The organism is Rothia mucilaginosa (assembly GCF_964211445.1).
Lineage (GTDB): Bacteria > Actinomycetota > Actinomycetes > Actinomycetales > Micrococcaceae > Rothia > Rothia mucilaginosa_E.
The window spans coordinates 23,492-48,514 of record NZ_CAXOQT010000020.1; the positions used below are offsets into that span (position 1 = coordinate 23,492).

A 25,023-nucleotide genomic window follows, 5' to 3' on the forward strand; every position below is an offset into this window, starting at 1 on the left:
GGTCTCAAAGATAACTGAGGTTTTTTACGATTCCAACCCGATTTCAAGTTCACAGCGAACGTACCGGGTTCTCCCAGGGTTCTTCCAGGTAAAAGGTGCAGGAAACGTTAATGGGGACCTTGAACCCCGCGCATCTTAAGGGTTTTTCCCCGGAATTTCGGGGTTTTCTAGGGTTTTAATCCGGAGGCGCTCCCCCGCCGAGCTTTCTGATTCGGGGTTGGCGCGCGCCCCCTTTAAGGGTTTTGAACGGCGTGTAAATATTTTTTAAATATTTCTTTGCTTTGGGAGTGTTTTAAGGCGCCTTCGCCTTAAAAGCTGTGGTAATTATAAATGCCAAAAATTGGCATTCAGGCTCTGAAGCACGCGCCTCAGAGCCTGAATGCTCTATATATTGCAGGGGTCGGGCTCAGATTCCCCAGCTACCGGGTCTATTCCGCGGCAGCCTCAACCGCCTCCGGGCCGCCCTCGAGCAGAGCGGTGAAGCCCTCCTCATCCAGAATTTTCAGGCCCAGCTGCTGAGCCTTATCCAGCTTCGAGCCAGCGTTCGCACCGGCAACCACAAAGTGGGTCTTCTTCGAGACCGAGCCGGATGCCTTACCGCCTCGAGAAATAATGGCTTCCTTCGCGCCGTCACGGGTGTAACCGTTCAGCGTGCCGGTCACGACCACGGTCAGGCCCTCCAGGGTGCGCTCCACGGACTCGTCGCGAGAATCTTCCATGCGCACACCGGCGGCAGCCCAAGAGTCGACGACCTCGGCGTGCCAGTCCTCAGCGAACCACTCAATAATAGAGTCGGCAATCGTGGTGCCCACACCGTCTACCGCGGCAAGGCGCTCACGGTCAGCCTCACGAATCGCCTGCATCGAGCCGAACTCGGCGGCGAGCGCACGGGCGGCGGTCGGGCCCACGTGACGAATCGAGAGGGCAACCAGCACACGCCACAGCGGCTGCTGCTTTGCCTTCTCCAGCTCAGCAAAGAGGTTCAGCGTGTTCTTCGTGGGCTTCGGCTCGGGGCGTGCCTTGGTCGGCTTGGTGTAGAAGTAGGGCACGCGCTCCATCTTTCCGGTGCCAACACCCTTGACCTTCTTCTCACGCTCGATGGTGACCTCGCGCAGGTCCTCAATGTTGAGGCTGAACAGGTGCGCCTCGGTCGTTAGCGGAGGGGTGTCCGGGGTTGCGGGGCTGGTGAGTGCCTTTGCTGCTTCAAAGCCGAGTGCCTCAATGTCGAATGCGCCGCGGCTTGCCGCATAGTACACGCGCTCGGTCAGCTGCGCCGGGCAGGAGCGCGGGTTCGTGCAGCGCAGGTCCACGTCGCCTTCCTTGCCGGGGGCAAGGGGCGAGCCGCAGGAGGGGCATTCACTGGGCATCACGAACTCGCGTTCGGTGCCGTCGCGTAGGGCAACCACGGGTGCCACAATTTCGGGGATCACATCGCCCGCCTTGCGCAGCACCACGGTGTCTCCGATGAGCACGCCCTTAGCCTTGACCACGTCCTGGTTGTGCAGGGTTGCGCGTTCGACGGTCGAACCGGAGACGAACACGGGCTCCATGACGCCGTAGGGGGTCACGCGGCCGGTGCGTCCCACGTCCACGCGAATATCCAGCAGCTTGGTGTGCACCTCTTCGGGCGGGTACTTGTACGCCACAGCCCAGCGCGGCACGCGGGAGGTGTAGCCCAGCTGAGCCTGGGTTGCGAAGTCGTTGACCTTAATAACGATGCCGTCGATTTCGTGCACCAGGGAGTGGCGCTGCTCTCCGTACTTGTTGATGAAGTCGAAGACCGCCTCGGTGTTTGCGGCGATTTCGCTGTAGGGGCTCACGGGCAGGCCCCAGGAGGCGAGCAGATCGTAGGTCTCGTACTGGGTGGCAACGTCCAGGCCGGTGCGCGAGCCGATGCCGTGCACGTACATGCTCAGCGGGCGCGAGGCGGTGATTGCGGCGTCCTTCTGGCGCAACGAGCCTGCCGCGGCGTTACGCGGGTTCGCGAACGGGTTCTTGCCGGCGGCAATCATGGATTCGTTGAGCTTCTCAAAATCGGCGGAGGAAATAAACACCTCGCCGCGAATCTCAATTTCTTCGGGGTGGTTCTCGCCGGTCAGCTGTTGCGGGATGCTCGCAATGGTGCGCACGTTGTGGGTGACGTCTTCACCGGTGGTGCCGTCACCGCGGGTTGCCGCGCGTACGAGGGTACCGTTGCGGTAGAGCAGGTTCACCGCCAGGCCGTCAATCTTCAGCTCGGTCAGCCACTGCGGTGCGGCACCGGTGAGGGTGCGGACGCTCTCATCGGTCTTAGTCAGCCAGGTGCGCAGTTCCTCGAAGGAGAAAACATCCTCGAGGGAGTACATGCGCTGCAGGTGGGTGACGGGCGCGAAAGCCTCGATGGCCTCACCGCCAACTTCCTGGGTCGGCGAGTCGTTGGCGATGATGAGCGGGTGCTCGGCCTCAATGATTTCGAGGCGGCGGTAGAGCGCATCGTACTCGGCATCCGAGAGGAAGGGTGCGTCTTCGTTGTAGTAGGCGCGGCGGGCGGCGCGAATCTTATCGGTCAGTTCCGCGTACTCGGCACGCAGAGCCTCGGTAATCTCTGCGGTGTTCTCTGCCGCAGTCTCGGCGGGGGCAGTCTGCTGGGTGGTGTTGTTCTCAGTCACCCGTCCAGTTTAACGTTTTTGCCGCCCCTCTCCCCTATCGCTCGTCATATTGCCGAAGTCCACGGGCGCATATTCTTCGTCTCTCATCTCAGCAGCGCTGAACGCAGATACAGTTCACCCCCGCCTCCGACAGGCACTCAATCGAGCATCCGAAGAAAGCGGGGGTGAACCATCAGGTATGAAGTTTAGGCTTCGACAGCGTCAGCAACAATCACCGTAATGTTGTCGCGTCCGCCCGAACGCAGAGCCTCGTGCTGCAGAACGTCAGCGGCGTCCTGCGGGTGGCGGATTGAGGTGAGCACGCGCGCCATGTACTCGTGCGAAAGCTCACCGGAGAGACCGTCGGAACAGAGCATCAGGCGGTCGCCGGGGCGGGCGGGCAGAACCCAGAAGTCCGGCTCCCAGTAGTTGCCGGTACCCAGCGCACGGGTAATGACGTTACGGCGCGGGTGAGTCAGCGCCTCCAGGGCGGTAATTTGGCCTTCATCCACCAGGTACTGTACCTCGGAATGGTCGCTGGTGACCTGCTCAAGCGAGGCGGAACCCTCAGAGCCGGGCAGCTTCTCCATTGCGGAGTGGTGAATACCTTCTTCCTCACGCAGCAGACGGTAGGTTCGGGAGTCACCCACGTTGAAAACAACCCACAGGTTACGGTCGCCGATGCGGGTCAGCCAGGCACCGGTTACGGTCGTACCGCCCGAGCGGGAAAGCGCCTGCTTAATTTCCTCGTTGGTTTCGCCAATGATGTCGTGCAGGCGGTTGAGGGTGCCCACAATCTCGTTGTTAAGCACAGTGTTTGCGCGGCGGCGGCGCTTGGTGGGATCTTCCTCGTCGATAGCGGCAAGGCGCTCAAGGTAAGCCTGCTGTTCCTCTTCGCTACGACCACCGGGCATGGTGAAGAAGGGCGAGTAGGCGAGCTGACGCACGCACAGGCGCGAAGCGACCTCGCCGGCCTCGTGGCCTCCCATGCCGTCCGCGACCACGCAAAGGGAACCGGCGACGACCATCGAATCTTCGTTATTTTCTCGATGTGCGCCGCGGTGCGTTGCACCACCGGTACGTAGTTTCAGTTCAGTCATGAGAGGTCTATCTCCATTGTGTAGTTCACGCGACGAGTCACCGCCACGGGGTCTACGTTACCAAAGCTTCTAACATTTCGCGTTCCCTGAGAGGTGAGATTGTAGCGATTTCCCACCTGTCGGAGCGTGTTTGCTGTCTCATTATCGGTCAGCACGGTACCCGGTTCAGCCAGGGAAACCAGGCGCGCAGCCAGGTTCACGCTGGAGCCGTACACGTCACCGCGGTTCGCCAGAACCTCGCCCCAGATGAAGGCAACACGGGAGTCCGGCAACTGCGGGTCGGCACCGATTTTTTCAGAGAGTCGCAGGCTAATTTCTGCGATAGCGTCCGGGGTTTCGGTGAGGAAGAAAACTTCGTCACCGAGAGTCTTAATAATGCGACCGCCCAGGGGTGCAATAACGTCCAGGCAGCTCTGCTCAAAGTGGTTGATGAGCTGAGAAAGGGCTGCGGCGTCCAGGTTACGCACCAGGGAGGTGTACGAAACCAGATCCACGAATCCTACACCGCGCACCAGGGGCAGGCGGGAAAGACCGGAGGTGGTCACGTTGTTTTCGCGCAGTCCCAGGCGTAGGATTCCGGCGTACATCTGGCGACGGTATGCGTACAGTGCCAGGCGCTCGAGAACCTCGAGGTAGCGCGGGAAGTCTTTGAGGAGCTTGCGGCGGGCATCATTATCGTCGAGGTTTTCGGTGACCATAATGTTGTGCACCAGAGCCTCAATCTGCCAGGCGACGGTGCGGTCGGTCAGTTGACCTTCAGCACGCACCAGGGATGCAACGTACTCCATGCGAATATCGCCGGATTCGTCCAGCTTCTGCAGGTCGGCGAGCATCTGCACGTCGGTTTCAGTGAAGTAGGGCGCGTGCTCGGCGATGGTCGGGAAGCCCATGTTGTGCCAGATGCGCTGGGCGGTCTTGAGGGGAATTCCGGCGTATTCGGCAGCCTGTACGGGAGTGTAGCGGCGCCCCTCCCCCAGGAGCGACTTTTCGAGGGCGCGAATTCCTGCCTTGGAATCCTCATCGCGGTAGATATTGTTCTGCGCGAGATTCTGCAGGATTTTGAGGTTGAGCATTTGGGTTTCGGGGCCCATGGTGGCGCCGGTGTCCTGCGGAGAGTGCGCAGGTTCGTGGCGATCTGCCGTGCTCATTGCCGCTACCGCTCCTTTCATCTCTGCCGGAAAATACTGTCTGGTTTACACCGTGGTGGCGCTAGGTTACGTGGTACCTCGTTGTGCTCTGCGGGTTTCGCATTGCGTCGCTGCGATGATGCTCACCGTGTAGCGCCTTGTTAATATACCCCTCCGCGGTGGTGTTTGGGTCACAAAAGCGCCCGCACCCCAGGATAGTTTAGTGGAGTAATTCACATTTAAGAATACTCTAATCCGCATTTTTTCGGCAGATTTAGCGGCGGGTTTAGACTCTGAGCCAACCCGACAGTTCCCGCCCGAGTCGGTGACAGGGGGCGAAGAAGCCCTAAATATAGCGAGCGCGCAGGGCGTAGTAGTCGCGTCGGGCGGCCTTAATTTCTTTCTCAAAGCGCTTCGGGTCGGGCACGTAGGTCAGGCGGTGATGCACCCCGCGGCAGACCACATACACCGAACCGTAGCCCAGCCAGGCACCCGGGCTGCGTTGCTTTGCCCAGCGCTCCCCCATGGAGTCCAGGTAGAGGGATTCGTCTCCGCTGCGGGTCATCACGCCGCGGCGCACCACGAGCCGGTGGGTGGTCAGCAGGTAGTAGGTGGTTGCCCAACGCCAGGCGGTGCGCACGGCGCCGACCAGGGTACCTACCGCACAAATCATGCCGAGAGTCCACAGAATCGGTGAGGACCGTGCCGTGGAGGCAAAGGTTGAGGCGGCAATAGCAACCAGCAGGTAGGCAAGCGTGGGCAGCAGAGCACCGTAGTGCTGTCGGGTCGCAATGATGACATGCTCACCGGGGTTGAGTTTTCCGCGCAAACGCATGGTGTTCCTTAGCTGTGCTGGTTGGCGTGTTCCGGCTGGGGTCGCCGGTTGAGGTGGTGCGGGTTCGTTGAGTGTAGCCGTGCCGGACTGAAATTTTAGGGGCTGCTTCTAGTGTGCCTGCTGAAAATCTCCGTAGCTACCGTTGGCGGGGCGAAGGTGCTCAATATCGCCCACCGCGTAGGGTTCTAGCGTGCCGTCCTCCCGGCGAATGAGGATGCGCCCCTGCGCGTCGAGGTCTTCGGCAACGCCTTCTACGGTGCTTCCGTCGGGCAGGCTCATGCGCACGCTGGCACCGAGGGTGGCGGTGGCGGCGCGCGCCTGGTCGAGCAGGCTGAGGCTGTCCGGGTTGAGGGGGTCGGGGCGTTCCGGATCGCCACCGGCACGCACGAAGGCACGGTAGCGTCGAGCGAAGATGCTCAGCAGTCGGGTGAGCACCTCGGAGGAGTCGACCGCGGCACCGGTGCACAGGCTCAGGCTCGTGGCGGTGGGTACGGGTAGCTGTTCGGCGGACATATTCGTGTTCTGACCGATACCCACGATGATGCTACGCTGCCCCTCGTTAGCACCGCTTTCGGGAACAAGCTGGGCGAGGATTCCGCAGCCCTTAGCGCCCTGCGCGATGACATCGTTGGGCCATTTGAGGGCGGCGTCCACACCGTAGCCGCGCCAAATATCAACCACACTGAGCCCGGCGATGAGGGTCAGCCAGTGGTAACTGTCTTCGGGGAGCTCCCGGGCGAGCGGGTCTGCGGAGGCGTGCGGGCGCACCACGATGCTCGCGGCGAGGCAGGCTCCGGGAGGGGCGGTCCAGGCTCGGGCGAGGCGGCCGCGTCCGGCGCTTTGGTAGAGGCTGGCGTAGACGGAGAGCTCGCCGAGCTGCTCGCGTTCGGAGTCGGTGCCGTCCATGAGCAGTTCGCGGGCGCGCACGGTGGTGGAGTCCACTTCGTCGTAGAGGTTTACGCTGGAATAGCCCGCGTCCAGCGCCACGGTGCGGATGCGCGGCGCATCCAAAACCGAATAATCACTCTCGTTATGCATGTTTTCCACCATCGCCTGCACCTTTCTGTCCTACCTCAATCAGTCCTGCAATTCGCCGACCCGCTATCAACCCGCCGCCACGATCTGCCAGTTTCCGCTGAGCCACGTTGATTTCTCACCATATCAATTTCTTGCCGCCGGTGATGCCCGCCCGACGCCCGAGACGGTACATTAGACAGTGAGGGTGCATCAAGCACCGACCGGCTGCGGAGGTTCCTCCGCCCTGCTCGAAAGAAGACCGTTATGGCTTATTACGCAATTACTTACGTTTACGCAGCTCCCGAGGAGCAGGCGAAGTACCGCCCGGCTCACCGCGAGTACCTTGGTTCGCAGATTGAGGCGGGCAACCTGATCGTGTCCGGTCCCCTGCTGGATGGCGAGACCCCCGCTGGCGCCCTGCTGATTGCAAAGGTTGACTCCGCTGAGGCTGCCGAGAAGATTGTGGCTAACGACCCGATGAACGTTGGCGGCGCGGTTCTGTCCCACACCGTGACCGAGTGGAACCCGGTTCTGGGCACCATCTAAGCGTCATTTCACGTTGAAAGCTTGAACGTAGACCCCCTTCCGCAGGCAAGGATTGCCGAGACGGAAGGGGGTTTTCTGCGCTCTTTTGGGCGGTTCTTTCGCGCTTTTCGTTTACTGTATGCACCTTCTTGGGTGCTGAGTGCATAAAAGTGTATCTAGTGTTGATATTCTGGCTTCTCGCCTGGCATATGTGCCCTAGTTCGCACTATAGTTGAGGGATATGCACATTGTTCAAGAGCGCTCTTCGGGGCCTCCCAAACAACCATCACCGCAACCACTGGCTCCCGACAATCGGGTGGAGCAGGAACGAGGAATAATGTCCGAGAACCTCCAGCAGGAATTTGATTTGAGCACCACCGCCGGTAAGCTCGCTGATTTTTATGCACGTCGAGAGCGCAGCTTCGCGCCCAGCGGTGAGGCAGCTATCGAGAAGCAGCACGCACGCGGCAAGAACACCGCCCGCGAGCGCATCGAAATGCTTCTGGACGAGGGTTCTTTCGTTGAGTTTGATGCCCTCGCCCGCCACCGCACCACCGCATTCGGTATGGAGGCGAAGAAGCCTCTGGGTGACGGCCTGGTCTCCGGTTACGGCACCGTGGATGGCCGCCTGGTTGCCGTGTATTCTCAGGATTTCACCGTGTACGGTGGCTCCCTCTCGCAGGTCAACGGCGAGAAGATCGTGAAGGTTCAGAAGTTCGCTCTGAAGAACGGCTGCCCGGTCATCGGTATTAACGATGGTGGTGGCGCCCGTATTCAGGAGGGCGTGGCTTCCCTGGCGATGTTTGCCGATATTTTCCGTATGAACGTGCGTGCGTCCGGTGTGGTTCCGCAGATTTCGGTCATTATGGGCCCCTGCGCCGGCGGTGCCGCGTACTCCCCCGCCCTGACCGACTACATCATCATGGTGGATAAGACCTCGCACATGTTCATTACCGGCCCGGACGTCATTAAGACCGTGACCGGCGAGGACGTGGACATGGAGACCCTGGGTGGTGCGCGTCAGCACAACTCTGTGACCGGTACCAGCACCTACCTGGCTGAGGATGAGGAAGACGCTTTCGATTTTGTGCGTGAGCTTCTGGAGTTCCTGCCGTCGAACAACCTTGCTGAGCCTCTGCCCCTGGAGCATGACCAGGAGCCCGTGGTGACCGTTGACGACCTGGATCTGGACACCCTGATTCCGGATTCGGCGAACCAGCCTTACGATATGCGCGCGGTCATTGAGTCCGTGGTGGATGACGGCCACTTCCTGGAGATGCAGGCACTGTACGCCCCGAACGTGATGATTGGTTACGCCCGCGTTGAGGGCCGCACGGTCGGTATCGTCGCCAACCAGCCGATGCAGTTCGCAGGCTGCTTGGACATTTCTGCGTCCGAGAAGGCTGCCCGCTTTGTGCGTCACTGCGATGCGTTCAACATTCCGATTCTGACTTTTGTGGATGTTCCCGGCTTCCTGCCCGGTACCGATCAGGAGTTCAACGGCATTATTCGCCGCGGCGCAAAGCTGCTCTACGCCTACGCGGAGGCGACCGTTCCGCTGGTCACCGTCATTACCCGCAAGGCGTACGGCGGTGCGTACATTGTGATGGGTTCGAAGAAGCTGGGCGCCGATATTAACCTGGCGTGGCCCACCGCGCAGATTGGCGTGATGGGTGCTCAGGGTGCGGTGAACATTCTGTACCGTCGCGAGCTGGCTGCTCTGGCGGCTGAGGGTGGCGACGTTGAGGCTCGCCGCGCTGAGCTGATTGCCAAGTACGAGGAAGAGCTGCTGAACCCGTACCAGGCTGCCGAGCTGGGTTACATTGACGAGGTTATTGCCCCGAGTGAGACTCGCGTGCGCATCATTTCTTCGCTGCGCGCCCTGCACGATAAGCGTGCGGCTACCCCGGCGAAGAAGCACGGTAACATCCCGCTGTAGGCTTCCGTTGTGCCCGCGCCGTTTGTGGTGCGGGCCTTCGCACGATTTTAGGTTTCTAAGGAGGCGTGCCTTTGGCAGGCTACAATCCGCTGAGTTATTTCTCGTTCGGCAAGAAGAAGGACAGTTCGGAGTCCGCTGAGGGTTCCGAGCAACTTGAGCGTGGCTCCGCTCGTTCTTCTGCCCGTTCTTCTGCGCGCGCGGCCACCGCATCCAGCGCAACGAAGGAACCCGTTCAGCCTTCGGTAGATACTGACGCTGAACAGGAGCCGCTGCTGAAGGTGGTCAAGGGTTCCCCCACCCCGGAGGAGATTGCCGCGCTGACCGCCGTGGTGGCGATGATGCAGGCGAGCGCCGCGAAGCAGGAACAGAACTCGCTGGTGGGTGCGGCATCGCGTCTGCTGAACCGTCGCCAGCGTCTGGGTGCTTCGTTGCGTCCGGGCCCCGGTTCGTGGAGGCGTGCCCGCCCCATGTAGCGTGGGCGGCTCATCTGATTAGTAAATTCCCGTTGCACTGGCTGGTGCGGCGGGAATTTATTGTTTTGCCTCAAATTCAAGATTTATATTGCGCTATTGAACATCTAATGCGCTGATTCTTTCGGTTTTGTCATATTAGAAACGATAAAGTCATGATGATACGTACTGATGCTACGATGTATATACCATCACATTAGTGTTAATAAATTGGCAGGGACCATGGCAAAGATGCTGAATAAAAACCGTAGGCCCCCACCGGATGTCTATATCGCGCTTCTGTTGCCGACGCTACGGCGCTTGTCGAAGACTGTACCTCGCACCGCAGCCTATGTTAGTGAGCAGTTGCGACAGCAGACTAAGGCATTGGGGTCGAAGAAGAACCTACCCGATCTTGAATCCACCGATTTTGCGGTGGCTGTGCGTACCACCTTGAAAATCTTGGTGGCACTTCGTTATGCCCAGTTGATGCCTCGTCTGACTCCGTGGGAGAAGAGGAAGTACCTGCTCACTCCCCTGGGTGCCGAGCTGACCTGCACCCCGCATCTGCACGGTTCGGTGCCGCCGCGTGTGGTGAAGCAGGTGCAGGCTCTGTGTGCTCAGAGTCTGACGGCGAGGACCACGAAGAAGCTGAAGAAGCAGGCGAATGCCCTGCTGGAGACCGCGGAGGCGGAGCATCGTCTCATATTTGGTGCGTCCGATAGTGACGCGGGCACCGATATGGGGCCGTTCCTTCCTTCTGCCGATGCTGGAGCCGGCGCCGGAGAAGCTTCCCTCGGCCCCGAGGCGACCGGCGCGGCGCATCTTGCGCATGCTTTGAATTCTGCGGGGGCTGCGGGGTCGTGGCCTGCGGGTCAGTCGCCTCTGGATATTATTTTGCGTGCCAGCGATTCGCCGGTCATTCACGCTCAGGCTGAATTTGCGGAGCATTTTACGCAGGATTTGATTCAACATATTCACGCGGTGACGCCGGAGTACTTTGAGCAGATTGTTGCCGATATTTTTACGGCTCTCGGTTTTACGACCGAGGTAACCGGCGGCGCCGACGACAAGGGCGTGGATGTTATTGCCCGCTATTCTGACGGTCTGGATTTTGCGCCGATTTATATTCAGGTGAAGCATTATTGCGGAACCATGAAGGTCACCCCGAACGAGATTCAGAAGCTTGCCGGTGCAGTGCTTTTGCACGGCGGCCTGCAGGGTGTTTTGGTGACCTGCGGTGCTTTTGCGCAGCCGGTTCCCGAGTATTTGCAGGGATTGCCCGGCGCTCGCAATATTGCGCTGGTTGATCGGCACCAGTTGGTGGAGCTGATGATTCGTCACCGTGTGGGTGTTCTTGATGGTGAGGACGAGTGCGGTTACCGCATTGACGAGGAGTACTTTGCCCGCGGCATGGAATAAGCAGCTGGCTTAGATAGCCCGGAGCAACCCGCATTCATGCTTTTATTTCACCGGGTGTATTTTCACTCTCTGTTTGAGGATATTTTCCACATATCGGCTGGTTTTAGAAATCTAGATTATTTCTGAAACCAGCCGATACAATAATGAAGGTAATGCGTTATATATTCTTCGCATTATTTCACGAAGTGAATATACCCGCGACGGTGTAGGCACTTCACCATAATTAATAGCGTTCTTTCCGAGTGTGCGTCATTGAAGACGGTACGGACGCGGAAGGGCTGAGAAATCCGCCTTTTCTGCTTCTCTTCACGACGGGATACCAAAGCATCGACCCAAAAATAAAGATGGTGTCGCCCAGTATTGTGTGAATATTTTCCCGTTCGCATGACTGCACTTTATGAAGAACGCCTGCACGATAAATAACACTAGATAAGGAGCCCAGCGTGGCTTTTGTGAATAAAACAATGCTCCATATCGATCATTCCGAATTGCACTCTTTGCAGCAGGAAACCTCATGGGAGGCTCTACCCGAGGAAGCACGCACTCTCAGCGTTGCTGCGGCTTTCTCTCTGCTCCGCCATTTTGAGCGCGCGCAGGATCGTGGCGAGAAGGTTTTCTTCCCCGATATGTACACCCCGGTGGGCGTAGACCTGGGTTTCAATATGACTCAGCGTTTCATCGCGGTGGGTGACAATGTCCTCTTCCGTGAGGCGCTTAATAAGCTGATTGCGGCGCTGGTCAATGCCGACTATCTTGAGGTGTCCCTCAGCCAGCTACATCCGGGCAACCTGCACTACACTCTGAGCGAGGCGGGCCGCGAGCTTCTGGGCACCGCGAAGGAGCAGCAGGCGCAGGCTCTTCTGTCGGTTCTGCCTCTGCAGAGCGGCGTGTACCTGCACTATCTGAAGCAGTTCTACCCGGTTCTGCTCTCGCACATTACGGTGCGCGAGCTTCTGCCCATCGTCCTGAGCGTTACCCCTTCCTACCCCGCGGCAGCGCCCGTGAAGATTCGTGAGCTGGTGCTGCGCGAGTGCGGTTTCGTGCAGGGCTGGTACGGCCTGTCGTACCTGGAGCAGCGCATTATTGAGCCGGTGATTGCTCAGGCGCTGAGCCTGCTGACCCGTGAGGGCTACCTGCGTACCAAGACCATTCACGAGCACACGGATTCGCCGCTGACTCTGTACTCGCTGTCCCCTTCGGCGAAGGAGCTGGTGGCTCGTCACGAGGAGACCGGTGTGCCCGCAAGCGAGCTGAGCTCCGTGCTGGCATTGGTGAAGGATGAGGGCACCTCGATTACCGCTGAGGATATTGCCGCAACCGACGCTCTGCTGACCCACATGGGCGTTCTTCTGCTCGATACTCTCAACGACCACGGCGCCGATGTGGAGCTGAGCCTTCCGAGCCTGGAGCAGGTCTTTGACCGCGATGAGCGTATTCAGCAGGCGTCCTCGAACCCCTATTTTGTGCAGATTGACGCGCAGGATTACATCTACGATGTGCTGACCGCGCACCACTACCTATCCGAGCGTGAGACCGTCTACTCGCTGGGTTCCGCGTTTGCGCCCGCCCTGGCGCAGATGGCTGAGCCGAGCGTTCAGAAGCTGGTGGCTTCGGCTCTGCTCGATCCTGCCGCTGTGGATGCTCTGCCGTACCCGCACCAGCTGCTGTACCCGATTCTGAAGCTGGTTGAGGAGAACCCGCGTATCTCCTACTACGACATTTACGATGAGCTGAAGATTGCCTTGGACATCCCGTACCTGCAGGGTGAGGTCGCTCCGCACCGTTACAAGCTGACCCCGCGTCTGCGTAACCGCTACTCGGTGGCGATGCACGTTCTGAAGGGCGAGCGCTACCTGAATGCTCTGCGTGAGGGTACCGGTCGTACTTCCCGCAAGAACCCGGAGCGTTACGAGCTGAGCGAGGCGGGTAAGGAACTGCTCAAGCGTTTCCCGGAGGGTGCTCCGGAGGCGGTGACCGCCCGCATGGCGCCGCTGCCGCCGCAGTCGCTCAAGCACAAGCTGCCTCAGGATATTGCCGCTGAACTGCAGGCTCGTGAGGAGGCTCTTCAGGCGGCGAAGGAGGCGCGTGCTGCGGAGCGTCAGGCTCGCCTGGCGGCCCGTGAGGGTCGTGAGCCGCTGGCTCCGGTGCCGGGTGCTTCTCCGACGTTGTTGGCGCGTCCGGCTGGTTCGCCGGTGGCGGCTGCTGTGCAGGCTCCCGCTGAGGTTCCGGCTGCGCAGGTTGCGCCTGCCGCCGCCCAGCCTGCTGTGTCTGTTCCTGCTGTTTCTGCGCCAGCCTCCGCCCAGCCGGTTGTTTCTGCGCCGACTGTTTCGGCTCCGCCTGTTTCGACTGCTGAGCCCTCGACTGCACTGCAGGTGGCTGCCGCTCAGGTGCGTGAGGCTCTGAAGCGTTATCGTCAGGTCTTCCGCCGCGAGGCTCTGGCACCCGCCCTGGCGCAGGTGTCTGAGGAACGTTTCCGCAGCATTGGTTTCGATCTGTTCCTGATGCGCGGCTACACCGTGGAGGCTCTTCAGGCTCAGGGCGTGGACGGCGTGGCAACTCCCGCCACCGGCGAAAAAGAACGCGCATTCTACGTGCGTACTCTGCGCCCGGTAGCGAACGGTGTTCTGTCCGCGAGCGTTCAGCCGCAGGATATTACCGCGTTCTTCCTGGCGATTCACGCCCGCGGCGGTCAGCTCGGTACCTTCATTACGAACGCCCCGTTCAGCGATGAGGCGTACGACGAGTTCATCCGCTGCTCGACCAAGTACCCGAACATTCTGGTGGACTTGGTGTCCGGTGATGAGCTGCAGGACCGCCTCATTGCGCACCGCCTCGGCGTGGTCGAGAGCGCGAACGGTCTGCTCGGGCTCAACGGCGAATACTTCGCCGGCTAGCCTCCCCCGCTAGTAGCTTGTAGCCCCTCTTGAAGGCGCCCCGGTCTTCCTCTCCTGCACGTTCAGGAGGGAGAAAGCCGGGGCATTTTCGCGCATCCGCCCCTGGGAGTTGTCCACAGGTGGGCCCTTTTTGTCGCATTCGGTGCTTCTCAGCCCGTAATATTGCCGGTTTAAGCGACCTAAATCACCGAAAATCGTGGTTGGAGGCACACCCCTGCGTTAGGATATGAACATGAGCACTTACCAGGAACTTCCCAGCATCTACCGATTGAAGCGCTCGCTGACCGACGTCGATCAGATTGCTAACGAATACTTTGAAAAGGTCCTCGACCTGAACCCCGTCCATGCAACCGAGCTTGGTCGTAAGGGCGTAGAGACCCTGTACCCCGATTACTCGCCCGCAGGCGAGAAGGCTTTCGCGCGCCTTGCGAAGAAGACCCTCAAGAAGGTTGATAACGTCCTGCCTATTGATGACGTTGACCTGGTCACCCTGGATGCTCTGCAGGAGCGTCTGAGCCTGTACCGCAAGCAGCACAAGGCTGGTTTTGGCGGCTGGCAGCTGAACAATATTGCGTCCGTACCGCAGGAGGTGCGCTCGGTCTTTGACCTGATGAAGCGCAACACCCAGCAGGATTGGGAGCACATTGTCGGTCGTATGCACCGCGTCACCGAGGCGTTGGAGGGCTACATCCAGACCCTTGAGGCGGCTCGTGAAGAGGGCAAGGTTGCCCCGCGCCGCCAGGTGGATATTGTCATTGAGCAGACCGCCGCGTACTACGCTCCGGGTGGTTTCTTTGACGAGTTGGCGGCTGAGGTCACCGAGGCTGTCCCCGCTCTGAAGGATGAGGCTGCCGCCGGTGCCGAGGCTGCGAAGGAAGGCTACCGCCGCCTCAACAGCTACCTGGTGGAGAAGTTGCAGCCGGTCGCGCCCTCCCGCGACGCTGTGGGCCGTAAGGCATACAGCCTGCACTCCCGTTCGTTCCTGGGCACCACCATTGACCTGGACGAAACCTACGCCTGGGGCGTGAAGGAGCTGGAGAGCATTATTGCTCGTCAGCGTGAGGTTGCCGAGGAGATTGAGCCGGGCGCAAGCATTGAGCGCGCGAAGCAGCTGCTCGATGAGGACCCGGCACGTCAGCTGCACGGCACCGATGAGCTGAAGGCCTGGATGCAGAAGCTCGCCGACGCCGCCGTGGAGAACCTGGCGGGTAGCCACTTCGAGATCGACGGCCCCATGCGCCGTATTGAGTGCTGCATTGCCCCCACGAATGAGGGCGGTATTTACTACACCGGCCCCTCCCCCGATTTCTCGCGTCCTGGCCGCATGTGGTGGTCGGTTCCCGAGGGTGAGGATACGTTCACTACCTGGCGTGAAACCTCCACCGTGTACCACGAGGGCGTTCCGGGTCACCACCTGCAGATTGCGATTGCTACGGCACTGCAGGGCACCATGAACTCCTGGCGTACGAACATGCTGTGGGTTTCCGGTCACGGTGAGGGCTGGGCGCTGTACGCCGAGCGCCTCATGGAGGAGCTGGGCTACCTGAAGGATCCGGGTGACCGCATGGGCATGCTGAACGCTCAGCGTATGCGCGCCGCCCGCGTGGTCTTCGATATTGGTGTTCACTGCGAGATGCCGATTCCCGATGAGTGGGCTGAGCAGCTGGGCGTTGAGCCGGGCACCATCTGGACTTCTGAGCTGGGTTATGAGTTCTTGAAGCTGAACCTGGACGAGTCCGAGGGCCACCTGCGTTTCGAGTTCCTGCGTTACCTGGGTTGGCCGGGTCAGGCGCCGAGCTACAAGATTGGCGAGCGCCTCTGGCTGGAGTTGCGCGATCAGGCTGTGCGCCGCGGCGATGACATGCGTGCATTCCACACGCGTGCGCTTCTGCTCGGTTCGGTGGGTCTGGACACTCTGCGCCGCGCCCTGACCGATGAGATGATGCTTCCTCTGGACACTGAGGATGATGACGATGAGGACGACGAGTAGCCTCTAGTCTGCTCGCCCCTCGCCGTTTCTGGAGTGTCTCCGGGAGAGGCTCTATGGACCAAGCCCCCGCTTCAGCTTTGGCTGAGGCGGGGGCTTCGCTGTATTTTCGTGCGAGGTTTATCTATCGGGATTCTGGGCTATCCAAAGTTTGCGGTGCCGGGGTCCGTAGTGCCGAATCCCATGCCGGTGGAATCGTTCAGATCCACCAGGTGCGGGGCGAAGCGGCACCAGTAGTCGGTGAGCGCGCCGTTCGATTCGCGGATGCCCACGCCTACGGTGCGTCCGTCGACTACCCACACGCCGAGGATGGGGTGGCTGACCGGGTTGATGATACCTTCGTAGCGCGGTGCCGGAATGTATTCCTGGTAGATGAATTCGCTTTCGGGGGCGTTGGCGAAGAAGTCGTCCTCTTCGGGCTTGATGAAGACGTCGTAGTCGGGGGCGTAGATTTCCACGCCGTCGCCTTCGCGTCCGAAGATGGGCTTGCGAACCCAGTTGCGCATGCCGCCGCGGTGGCCGGCGTAGGTGGGTACGAGGTTCGGGTGGCCGGGGTACTTGTCCCAGAGCGCGGCGAGCAGCAGCTTATTGGAGAGGAACATCTTCCATGCCGGCTCGATCCAGCGGTTCATGGCGCCGTGGTAGGCGAAGAGGAGCTTGTCGTAGCCTGCTTCGCTGTCGGTGACCAGGTCCTCCCAGGGGTAGAGCTTGAAGAGGTTGGTGATGCGCCGTCCCTGGGCGTCTTCCCAGCTCTTGGTGTCTTCGTTGAAGATGACTTCGTCGATGGGAATCATGTGGGTTTTGATGCCCGCCTGCTGAGCCGAGTAGGCGATGAGCCAGAGGTTGTTGTAGTCCTCGTTGGTCTCGTCAATCTCGGGGGGCACGTGCGCCAGGTGCAGTACAGGCTGCACGCCCGCGGTGATTTCGGGGGCGAAGATGTGGCGCCAACGGTTGGTGAAGGCTTCACCGATTTCACCCCAGTGGGCGTAGCCGCGGGTGTCGAGGCGCTGGTCTTTGGCCCAGGTTTTCTGGCTGACTGCCGCCTCCACAATGCCGGTGGGGGTGTCGGCGTTGTATTCGAGCAGCTTCATCGGGTCGCCGGGCACACCGGAGTAGGTGAAGTCGAAGCGTCCGTAGAAGTCGGCGTCGCGGCGGTTCCAGGATTCTACGGCGAGGTTGAACGCCGCCTGTGGCAGGCCGAGGGTGCCGAACGCACCGGAGGCGATGTACTCGACGGTTTCGAGGCACATGCGGTGCATTTCTTCCGCCTGGGCGCGCACGGAATCCATTTCTTGCGGGCTGAAAATGTAGGCGGCGTATTCGTTCCAGTAGTGGTCGGTGTCGTGGGGGCCGTCCACGCTGTAGGTGAGGCCTTCCTCAATGATGACGTTCTCCCAGTCGGGTCGGCCGACGGGAAATTCTTCGCGGCGCATGAGGGGCTAGGCTCCTTCGAAGTAGTGATTGGAAAGCGGTGTTGTTGCATCACCGCGGGTGTGGTTGTTCTAGTGAGGAAAATGCGGGCGGGACCGCTCAGTCCCTGCCCGCATTCAGTGTGATGGCTGATGGCTTAGCCTCCGGAGCGGCCGCCACCGGACTTGGAGCCGCCACCGAAACCGCCCTTACTGCCGGACTTGGACGAAGAACCAGACTTCGAGGACGAGCCGGACTTAGAAGAGGACTTCGAGGTGTTCGACTTGCTGTAGGTTCCGGTGCTGCCGCTGTTGCTGGTGCCCTGCTTACCGCTGGAGACCGAGCCGGTCGTCTTATTGCGTACCGAGGAGGTCTTACCGGAGTTATTGGTGCTGGTTACCTTGCCGGAGGAGACGGTGGAGGACTTCTTCGCGCTGCGGTAGGAGTCTTCGAAGCTACCGCCCTTAGAAGACACGCCACTGTAGACGGTGCCGTTGCTCGGGCGGGTAGTGCTGCCTCCGGAGAGCTTGGTGCCCACGCCGGGAACCGTGGGGGTTCCGGTGGAGTTCGCGGCGCTCTGGCGCCCCAGGTAGTACCAGAGGAAAGCATTCGAATTATTGTGGGTGGTGGTCGAGCCAGATGAGCCTGAGGAACCGGACGAACCGGAAGAGCTGGAGGAACCCGAGGAACTCGACGAGCCCGAAGAGTCGCTGCTGGACGAGTCGGTCGGCTCCTGAACGCCAGCCTTCTCACATTCGCTATCTTCCACGCGCAGGCCGGTCTTCGCATCCTGGCAGACGCGGGCGTACTCTTCGCCCTGCGACAGGAACGCGTTCTCTTCCTGGTGCATGGAGTTGTAGGCGAAGATGCCACCGCCAACCAGCAACACGCCAGCACCCGCTACGGCAATCATCTTGGCGATGCCGGGGCGGGTTGCGCCCAGGTTCAGGGTCTGCTGGGCAGAGGTCTGTGCGGCGCGGGTAGCGAAATCTGCGACCGCTTCCATGCGGTTGCGAGGCTTCTTCGGGCCGTTGGGGGTGGTGGTTCCGCCGGGGTATTGGGGAGCAGAACTCATGCATCTCTCCTTGAGGGGTGGTGCGTGGCGTAACGCTCAACGCGTACATGAAGCTGAGTGGGTACAGCATCATCCGACGACTTTCGCCGGACTATCGGTGTGATTCCAGCATATCAAGCCCTCGCTTTCGGGTTCTTAGCTGACGGCAAAATCTCAGTAAGCTTCGCCGCTTGTTGCGCAGTTGTTTCCCTGCTGTTTGCTTTTGCGATGATTCCCCCTTAAATATCTACCTCTACCTACCTCAACGAACTGCCGTTACGCTCGCTTGCACGCAGGCCTGCCAGAAGGTCACGATTCGTCACACATCCCCTGCACTGCACCGGATTGAAACACTTCTTCACACAAACTCGCGCGCGAGTGCACAAAAGTTTTAGAGTATGCCACATGTCTACACCGCATGCATCGTCTCGTTCACGTCTGCCCAAGTGGGCTACGTCTTTCGGCAACCAAATCATTGCCTCCCTCATTCTCGGTATTGTCCTTGGCGCGCTCGCCCTCGCCCTCGGTGGCGATGCGAAGAGCAACCCCAACTGGCTCATGGTGACCCTGGATACCATCGGTTCCTCCTACGTCACCCTGCTGAAGGCGGCTGTTGTTCCGCTGATTTTCACCGCTGTGGTCGCCTCCATCTCGAACCTTTCGCAGGTGACGAACGCGGCGCGTCTGGCGGTTAACACGCTCATCTGGTTTGCGATTACCGCGTTCTTCGCGGTGCTCATCGGTATTGCGATGGGCCTGATCGTTCAGCCGGGCGTGGGTGCGCAGGTGCAGGGCAAGGCGTACACCGGCTCGACCGGTTCGTGGACCGCGTTCCTGACCGGCCTGATTCCGGTGAACTTCCTGGGTCTGGGCGTCAGCGCCAAGTCCGGTGATTCCGGCATCACCGCTTCTGCGTCCTTCAATGTGCTGCAGATTCTGGTTATTTCCGGTGCGGTCGGCATTGCCGCGCTGAAGGTCGGCGAGGCAGCTAAGCCCTTCATCGACGTGGTCAAGAGCGCTCTGGCGATTATTCAGAAGATTCTGTGGTGGATTATTCGCCTGGCACCGCTGGGTACCGTGGGTCTGATCGCTAAGGCAGTGTTCGCCTACGGTTGGGCGTCGATGGGTTCGCTGGTCGCGTTCGTTATCGCCCTCTACATTGGTCTACTGCTGGTCTTCCTGGTGGTTTACCCGATTATTGTTCGCGCGAACGGCCTGTCGGTCCGCCAGTACTTCTCGGGTGTGTGGCCGGCGCTTCAGCTGGGCTTCGTTTCCCGCTCCTCGATGGGTTCGATGCCGATGACCCAGACCGTTGCAGAACGTAACCTGGGTGTGCCCCGTGCGTATGCTTCCTTCGCGGTTCCGCTGGGTGCAACCACTAAGATGGACGGCTGCGCTTCGGTTTACCCGGCTCTTGCCGCAATCTTTGTGGCTCAGTTCTACGGTATTCAGCTGGACTTCACCCAGTACCTGCTGATTGTGATGGTGTCCGTGCTCGGTTCGGCAGCGACTGCCGGTACGACCGGCGCTATCGTGATGCTGACCCTGACCCTTTCCACTCTGGGTCTGCCGCTGGACGGTGTGGGTCTGCTCCTGGCGATTGACCCGATCGTTGACATGGGTCGTACCGCCCTGAACGTTGCCGGTCAAGCTCTGGTTCCCGCGATTGTGGCTCGCCGCGAGGGCATCCTGGATGAGGAGCTTTACAACGCTCCCCGTTCGGAGGGCGGCTTCGTGGCTCAGGAATTCTACGATGAGCGCATCGCCGGTGAGGCGCAGCGTCTGCACGAGGTGGAGGACAACACCGTCGCGGCACGCCGCTAACCTGGCGACTTTTGAAGCTACACGGCGCTAGGCTGTACTGCCTAGCGCCGTGTAGCTTTCTCGCTCTCGTGCCCCAACATGGATGACATACTTTTGCCAAACGTCATAAAACGTCACGATTGATTCTTCTTTTCTTTAACGTTTGAGAAGAGTTATGATTTTGAACGGCGTGTTCCATCTCCTACGTGGTTGAGGGGGATGGAACACGCCTTTTCTATATCCCCGCACCTTTCTACCCCTGCTTCTCGCCCCTCAATCAGCGCCCTTCAATCTGCACCCGAGGGTAAGCCTCACCCGCGAGGCACTAAAATAGAACCTATGAGTACCACACCGACCCGATTGATTCTTGCCTCCGCCTCCCCGGCACGCCGCAAGCTCCTGGAAGACTCCCGCATCGCCTTCACGGTGCGCGTCTCCTCCGTAGATGAGGACGCCGCGCTCGCCGCCGCCAACGAACAGGCACGAGCGCAGGGACGTGCGGGACTCACCCCGGCCGAAACCGCCTCCCTGCTGGCGCAGTTGAAGGCGCAGGCGGTTGCCGCGGAACTTGCCGCCGAGGGTGTACGCGACGCACTGGTTTTGGGGTGCGATTCGGTGTTCGAGTTTGAGGGCGTCGCCTACGGCAAGCCGCATACGGCGGAGGCGGCACGCGAGCGCATCAGCGCAATGAGCGGCAACTACGGCGTGCTGCATACCGGTCATGCGCTCGTGGATTTGCGCGGTCTTGAGCCGGGCGCCGAGTTGCCTGTTGCTTCCGACCTGCCTACCGTTTCCGAACTGCGCAGCGCCACCGTCCACTTTGACGAACTCACCCCCGAGGAAATCGAGGCGTACATTGCCACCGGCGAACCACTCTGGGTGGCGGGTTCCTTCACCCTGGACGGTTACGGTTCGGCCTTTATTCGCGGTATTGAGGGTGAGTTCCACACGGTGGTGGGTCTGTCCATCCACGCACTACGCGATATGCTGCGACGCCGCGAGGTTGCCGTAACCGACTTGTGGTTGTCTCCCGAGGATGAGGACTAGAACCACGCCCACCGCATAAACCCACCGCATAAATCTGTCTCAAAGCGCGCCCTGAAATACACATTGTTGAACACCAATCGATAAGATAGAACAGTATGATGCGCGTTATATTCGCCAATCCTGCCGATGTATCCTTGGAGCAGGAGATTAAAGGAGAGCTTTAAGTGACTCAGCACCAGGCAGAAGCCGCCAAGAAATTTACTGCAGTCCCCGGCCGCCACACCGGCCCGGTCAGCAAGATTCTGATCGCGAACCGCGGTGAAATTGCTGTCCGCGTGATTCGCGCAGCCCGCGATGAGGGTCTGCAGACCGTCGCCGTCTACGCTGACCCGGACCGCGACGCCCAGCATGTGAAGCTTGCCGATGAAGCCTACGCTCTCGGCGGCGCCACCGCGGCACAGTCCTACCTGGTGATGGACAAGCTCATTGAGATTGCTATCCGCTCCGGCGCTGACGCCGTGCACCCCGGTTACGGTTTCCTGTCTGAGAACGCGCAGTTCGCGCAGAAGTGCATCGACGCCGGCCTGACCTGGATTGGCCCCTCCCCCGAGTCCATCACCCAGCTGGGCGATAAGGTGGCGGCACGCCACATCGCGCAGAAGGTGGGCGCTCCCCTGGTTCCCGGCACCAAGGACCCGGTTAAGTCCGCCGATGAGGTTGTTGCGTTCGCTGATGAACACGGCCTGCCCATTGCGGTGAAGGCGGCCTTCGGTGGCGGTGGCCGCGGCATTAAGGTCGCCCGTGACCGCGAGAGCATTGTTGAAATGTACGAGTCCGCTGTTCGTGAGGCTACCGCGGCGTTCGGTCGCGGCGAGTGCTTCATCGAGCGTTTCTTGGATTCGCCCCGTCACGTTGAGACTCAGTGCCTGGCGGATGCGCACGGCAACGTTGTGGTGGTTTCTACCCGTGACTGCTCCCTGCAGCGCCGCAACCAGAAGCTCGTTGAGGAGGCGCCCGCCCCCTACCTGAGCGATGAGCAGAACGAGCGCCTGTACGAGGCGTCCCGCGCGATTCTGCGCGAGGCTGGCTACCAGGGCGCCGGCACCTGTGAGTTCCTGGTCGGTACCGACGGCACTATCTCCTTCCTGGAGGTCAACACTCGACTGCAGGTGGAGCACCCGGTTTCTGAGGAGATTTCCGGTCTGGATCTGGTTCGTGAGCAGTTCCGTATTGCTCGCGGCGAGAAGATTGAGGAGAAGGACCCGGTTCTGCGCGGTCACTCCTTCGAGTTCCGTATTAACGGTGAGGATGCGGGCCGTTCCTTCATGCCCGCCCCCGGCACCATCGAGAAGATGACCGTGCCCACCGGCCCCGGTGTTCGCTGGGATTCCGGCTTCGTTGCTGGTGACGTTATCGGCGGTAACTTTGACTCCATGCTGGCTAAGCTCATTGTCACCGGCGCGGACCGTAAGCAGGCTCTGCAGCGTGCCCGCCGTGCCCTGGCTGAGCTGAGCATTGAGGGTATGCCCACCGTCATCCCGTTCCACCGCGTCGTGCTGGATGACCCCGCCTTCGCACCGGCTGAGGGCGGCGAGTTCAAGGTGCACACCCGTTGGATTGAGACCGAGTTCAACAACACCATCCCCATGTACTCCGGTGCTCCCGGTAGCGTGGATTCGGATGAGGATGAGCGCACCACCGTGGTCGTTGAGGTCAACGGCAAGCGTCTGGAGGTGTCCCTGCCTGATCTGGGTGGCGGCACCAAGCCTGCCGCTAAGCCCGCCGCCAAGACCCGCAAGTCCCGTTCGGCACGCGGCGCGGCGAAGGGTGGCGGCGACGAGCTGACCAGCCCCATGCAGGGCACCATCGTGAAGGTTGCCGCTTCTGACGGCGACACCGTTGCTGAGGGCGACCTGATTCTGGTGCTGGAGGCGATGAAGATGGAGCAGCCCATTACCGCGCACAAGGCGGGTAAGGTTTCGGGTCTGTCGGCTAAGCCGGGCGATACCGTCACCTCCGGTGCGGTGCTGGCGACCATCAAGTAACTCTCGCTAGCGTAGTCTCGCCCCTGCGAGCGCTATAGGTTTTACGAATCCCCCGGGTAGATACGAGGTAAAATCTCGTACCGCCCGGGGGATTTTCTGTATGCACTCTTGTCTGTTTCTGTGGGGTTTGAGCGAGTACCTATTGCGATTACGTCCAGATAGTGACCGTATTTGTTGGGTCTTTTCTGAACAGAGTTATAATGTTGCACTTTAGAGGAGCCTTTCAGATTCCGGCACCCACCCACCTCACCCGGTGCGGTCACGGCACCCGGTACGCGCCCACGGCACACCCGCCTCCCGCGCCGACCGGTCATGGAACACCTATCCCAGGCTCCTTGTGTACACACAAATTCACCATCTCGGGAGTTTTCCTCATGAGCGCCTCTGCACCCGACACGAAAGCGTCTGCTGCATCGGTGAAGAATACGACTCCTCGCAGTCGAGTTATTCTCGCCTCGCTCGTTGGTACCACCATCGAGTTCTACGATTTCTACATTTACGCCACCGCGGCAGTGGCTGTTTTCCCCGTGCTGTTCTTCCCCTCGAAGGACGCAACCACCGAGCTTCTGGCGTCCTTCGCCACCTTCGGCGTCGCCTTCATCGCACGCCCCCTCGGTTCCGTGATCTTCGGCCACTTCGGCGACAAGATTGGCCGTAAGGCAACCCTCGTCGGTGCACTGCTCACCATGGGTCTGGCGACCTTCATCATCGGTCTGCTGCCCACCTACCACCAGATTGGTCTGTGGGCACCGACTATGCTGACCATCATGCGTTTCTGCCAGGGCCTGGGCCTGGGCGGCGAATGGTCCGGTGCGGCACTGCTCGCCAGCGAATACGCTGAGGACGGCAAGCGCGCTCGCGCCGCCATGTGGCCTCAGCTGGGTGCACCCATCGGCTTCGTGCTTGCGAACGGCTTTATGCTGCTGCTGACCAGCTGGATTACCTTCAACTCCGCAACCGACGGTAAGAACCTGGACCACCCCTTCCTCATCTGGGGTTGGCGTATTCCGTTCCTGCTGTCCATCGTGATGGTTGCTGTCGGCCTGTACGTGCGTTTCAAGCTGGAGGAGACCCCCGTCTTCGCCAAGGCTGCCGCTAACAACGAGAAGGTTAAGACCCCGCTCGTTGAGGCGTTCAAGGTCGCTTGGTGGCCCATGATTCAGGGTACCTTCATCATGGTGGCATGCTACGTGCTGTTCTACCTGATGACCGCGTGGGTTCTCTCCTACGGTATCGGCAAGGCTGACAAGGGCGGCCTGGCTATCCCCTACCGCGAGTTCCTGATTATTCAGCTGATCTCCATTATCGGCTTCGCGATCTTCATCCCGATTTCGGGTTGGCTGGCTGACAAGTACGGCCGCCGCACCCAGCAGCTGTGGACCACCATCGCTATGGCTGTTTTCGGCCTGTCCTTCGGCCTGTTCATCTCCCCCTCCGTCGTCGGTACCGGTGCGAACGCAAACGCCGCAGTGGTCACCCTCTTCATCTTCATCGGTATGTGCCTGATGGGTCTGTCCTTCGGTTCCATGTCCGCATACCTGCCGGAGCTGTACCCCACCAACGTGCGCTACACCGCCAGCGGTATCGCCTACAACGTGGCGTCCATCCTCGGTGCGGCGCTGACCCCGTTCGTGGCAGTGTGGCTGAACACCTCCTACGGTGTGGCTGCAGTGGGCGGCTACCTGGCATTCGCCTCGATTCTGAGTGTTGTCTTCATCCTGCTCACTCACGAAACCCGTGACGTGGACATGAACGCTGTCAGCACCACGAAGTAAAGCTTCGCGTAGCTAACGCGTCTCTAC

The 25,023-nt window shown here is 60.3% G+C and carries 17 protein-coding genes; 10 read left to right on the forward strand and 7 right to left on the reverse strand.

The features are described 5' to 3' along the window. Nucleotides 1-428 precede the first annotated feature (428 nt). The 5 genes from ligA to AB8E48_RS06180 all read right to left on the reverse strand — a co-directional run bounded on the left by ligA (nt 429) and on the right by AB8E48_RS06180 (nt 6,727). On the reverse strand, nt 429-2,648 hold the full coding sequence (gene ligA / locus AB8E48_RS06160) for an NAD-dependent DNA ligase LigA (RefSeq protein WP_368886113.1): 2,220 nt from the start codon (nt 2,646-2,648) through the stop codon (nt 429-431). A 185-nt stretch (nt 2,649-2,833) separates the two neighbouring features. Beyond that, a complete protein-coding gene (locus AB8E48_RS06165) occupies nt 2,834-3,727 on the reverse strand; it encodes a PP2C family serine/threonine-protein phosphatase (protein WP_368886114.1) in 894 nt (297 codons plus the stop codon). Further along, the gene (locus AB8E48_RS06170) at nt 3,724-4,875 is read right to left on the reverse strand and encodes an adenylate/guanylate cyclase domain-containing protein (RefSeq protein ID WP_314657919.1); all 1,152 of its coding nucleotides are present in this window, start codon (nt 4,873-4,875) and stop codon (nt 3,724-3,726) included. The genes AB8E48_RS06165 and AB8E48_RS06170 overlap by 4 nt, the downstream gene beginning before the upstream one ends. Before the next feature lie 325 nt (nt 4,876-5,200). Beyond that, nucleotides 5,201-5,689 carry a glucose ABC transporter permease gene (locus tag AB8E48_RS06175; RefSeq protein WP_368886115.1) on the reverse strand — a complete coding sequence of 163 codons (489 nt, stop codon included), beginning with the start codon at nt 5,687-5,689 and terminating at the stop codon, nt 5,201-5,203. A 108-nt stretch (nt 5,690-5,797) separates the two neighbouring features. Next, nucleotides 5,798-6,727: a biotin--[acetyl-CoA-carboxylase] ligase gene (locus tag AB8E48_RS06180; RefSeq protein WP_368886116.1), complete on the reverse strand. Its 930-nt coding sequence runs from the start codon at nt 6,725-6,727 to the stop codon at nt 5,798-5,800. Between the two features lie 243 nt (nt 6,728-6,970). On the opposite strand from AB8E48_RS06180, the gene AB8E48_RS06185 reads away from it, so the two are divergent. The 6 genes from AB8E48_RS06185 (at nt 6,971) to AB8E48_RS06210 (ending at nt 15,925) form a co-directional block, all read left to right on the forward strand. Then, nucleotides 6,971-7,252: a YciI family protein gene (locus AB8E48_RS06185; protein WP_005507003.1), complete on the forward strand. Its 282-nt coding sequence runs from the start codon at nt 6,971-6,973 to the stop codon at nt 7,250-7,252. 316 nt (nt 7,253-7,568) lie between these two features. Then, a complete protein-coding gene (locus AB8E48_RS06190; protein WP_005507002.1) occupies nt 7,569-9,170 on the forward strand; it encodes an acyl-CoA carboxylase subunit beta in 1,602 nt (533 codons plus the stop codon). A gap of 71 nt (nt 9,171-9,241) precedes the next feature. After that, complete coding sequence (locus AB8E48_RS06195) at nt 9,242-9,643, forward strand: acyl-CoA carboxylase subunit epsilon (RefSeq protein ID WP_439958500.1); 402 nt, start codon at nt 9,242-9,244, stop codon at nt 9,641-9,643. Between the two features lie 342 nt (nt 9,644-9,985). Further along, nucleotides 9,986-11,041 carry a restriction endonuclease gene (locus AB8E48_RS06200; protein ID WP_368886118.1) on the forward strand — a complete coding sequence of 352 codons (1,056 nt, stop codon included), beginning with the start codon at nt 9,986-9,988 and terminating at the stop codon, nt 11,039-11,041. Nucleotides 11,042-11,538: 497 nt separating this feature from the next. Beyond that, a complete protein-coding gene (locus tag AB8E48_RS06205; RefSeq protein ID WP_368886119.1) occupies nt 11,539-13,935 on the forward strand; it encodes a restriction endonuclease in 2,397 nt (798 codons plus the stop codon). Nucleotides 13,936-14,167: 232 nt separating this feature from the next. Next, nucleotides 14,168-15,925 (forward strand): DUF885 domain-containing protein, encoded by a 1,758-nt coding sequence (locus tag AB8E48_RS06210; protein ID WP_368886120.1) that lies wholly within the window; start codon nt 14,168-14,170, stop codon nt 15,923-15,925. A gap of 137 nt (nt 15,926-16,062) precedes the next feature. Here AB8E48_RS06210 and AB8E48_RS06215 read toward each other — a convergent pair whose 3' ends face one another. Next, entirely contained in the window at nt 16,063-17,355 is a 1,293-nt protein-coding gene (locus AB8E48_RS06215; RefSeq protein ID WP_368886121.1) for a glutathionylspermidine synthase family protein, read from the reverse strand. Between the two features lie 134 nt (nt 17,356-17,489). Continuing rightward, nucleotides 17,490-18,407, reverse strand: a complete 918-nt coding sequence (locus AB8E48_RS06220; protein WP_368886122.1) for a hypothetical protein — start codon at nt 18,405-18,407, stop codon at nt 17,490-17,492. A 384-nt stretch (nt 18,408-18,791) separates the two neighbouring features. On the opposite strand from AB8E48_RS06220, the gene AB8E48_RS06225 reads away from it, so the two are divergent. The 4 genes from AB8E48_RS06225 (at nt 18,792) to AB8E48_RS06240 (ending at nt 24,996) form a co-directional block, all read left to right on the forward strand. Beyond that, a complete protein-coding gene (locus AB8E48_RS06225; RefSeq protein WP_049341627.1) occupies nt 18,792-20,210 on the forward strand; it encodes a dicarboxylate/amino acid:cation symporter in 1,419 nt (472 codons plus the stop codon). A gap of 318 nt (nt 20,211-20,528) precedes the next feature. Then, a complete protein-coding gene (locus AB8E48_RS06230; RefSeq protein ID WP_368886123.1) occupies nt 20,529-21,236 on the forward strand; it encodes a nucleoside triphosphate pyrophosphatase in 708 nt (235 codons plus the stop codon). Between the two features lie 164 nt (nt 21,237-21,400). Next, on the forward strand, nt 21,401-23,221 hold the full coding sequence (locus tag AB8E48_RS06235; protein WP_368886124.1) for an acetyl/propionyl/methylcrotonyl-CoA carboxylase subunit alpha: 1,821 nt from the start codon (nt 21,401-21,403) through the stop codon (nt 23,219-23,221). 374 nt (nt 23,222-23,595) lie between these two features. Then, complete coding sequence (locus AB8E48_RS06240; protein ID WP_297605922.1) at nt 23,596-24,996, forward strand: MFS transporter; 1,401 nt, start codon at nt 23,596-23,598, stop codon at nt 24,994-24,996. Nucleotides 24,997-25,023 lie beyond the last annotated feature (27 nt).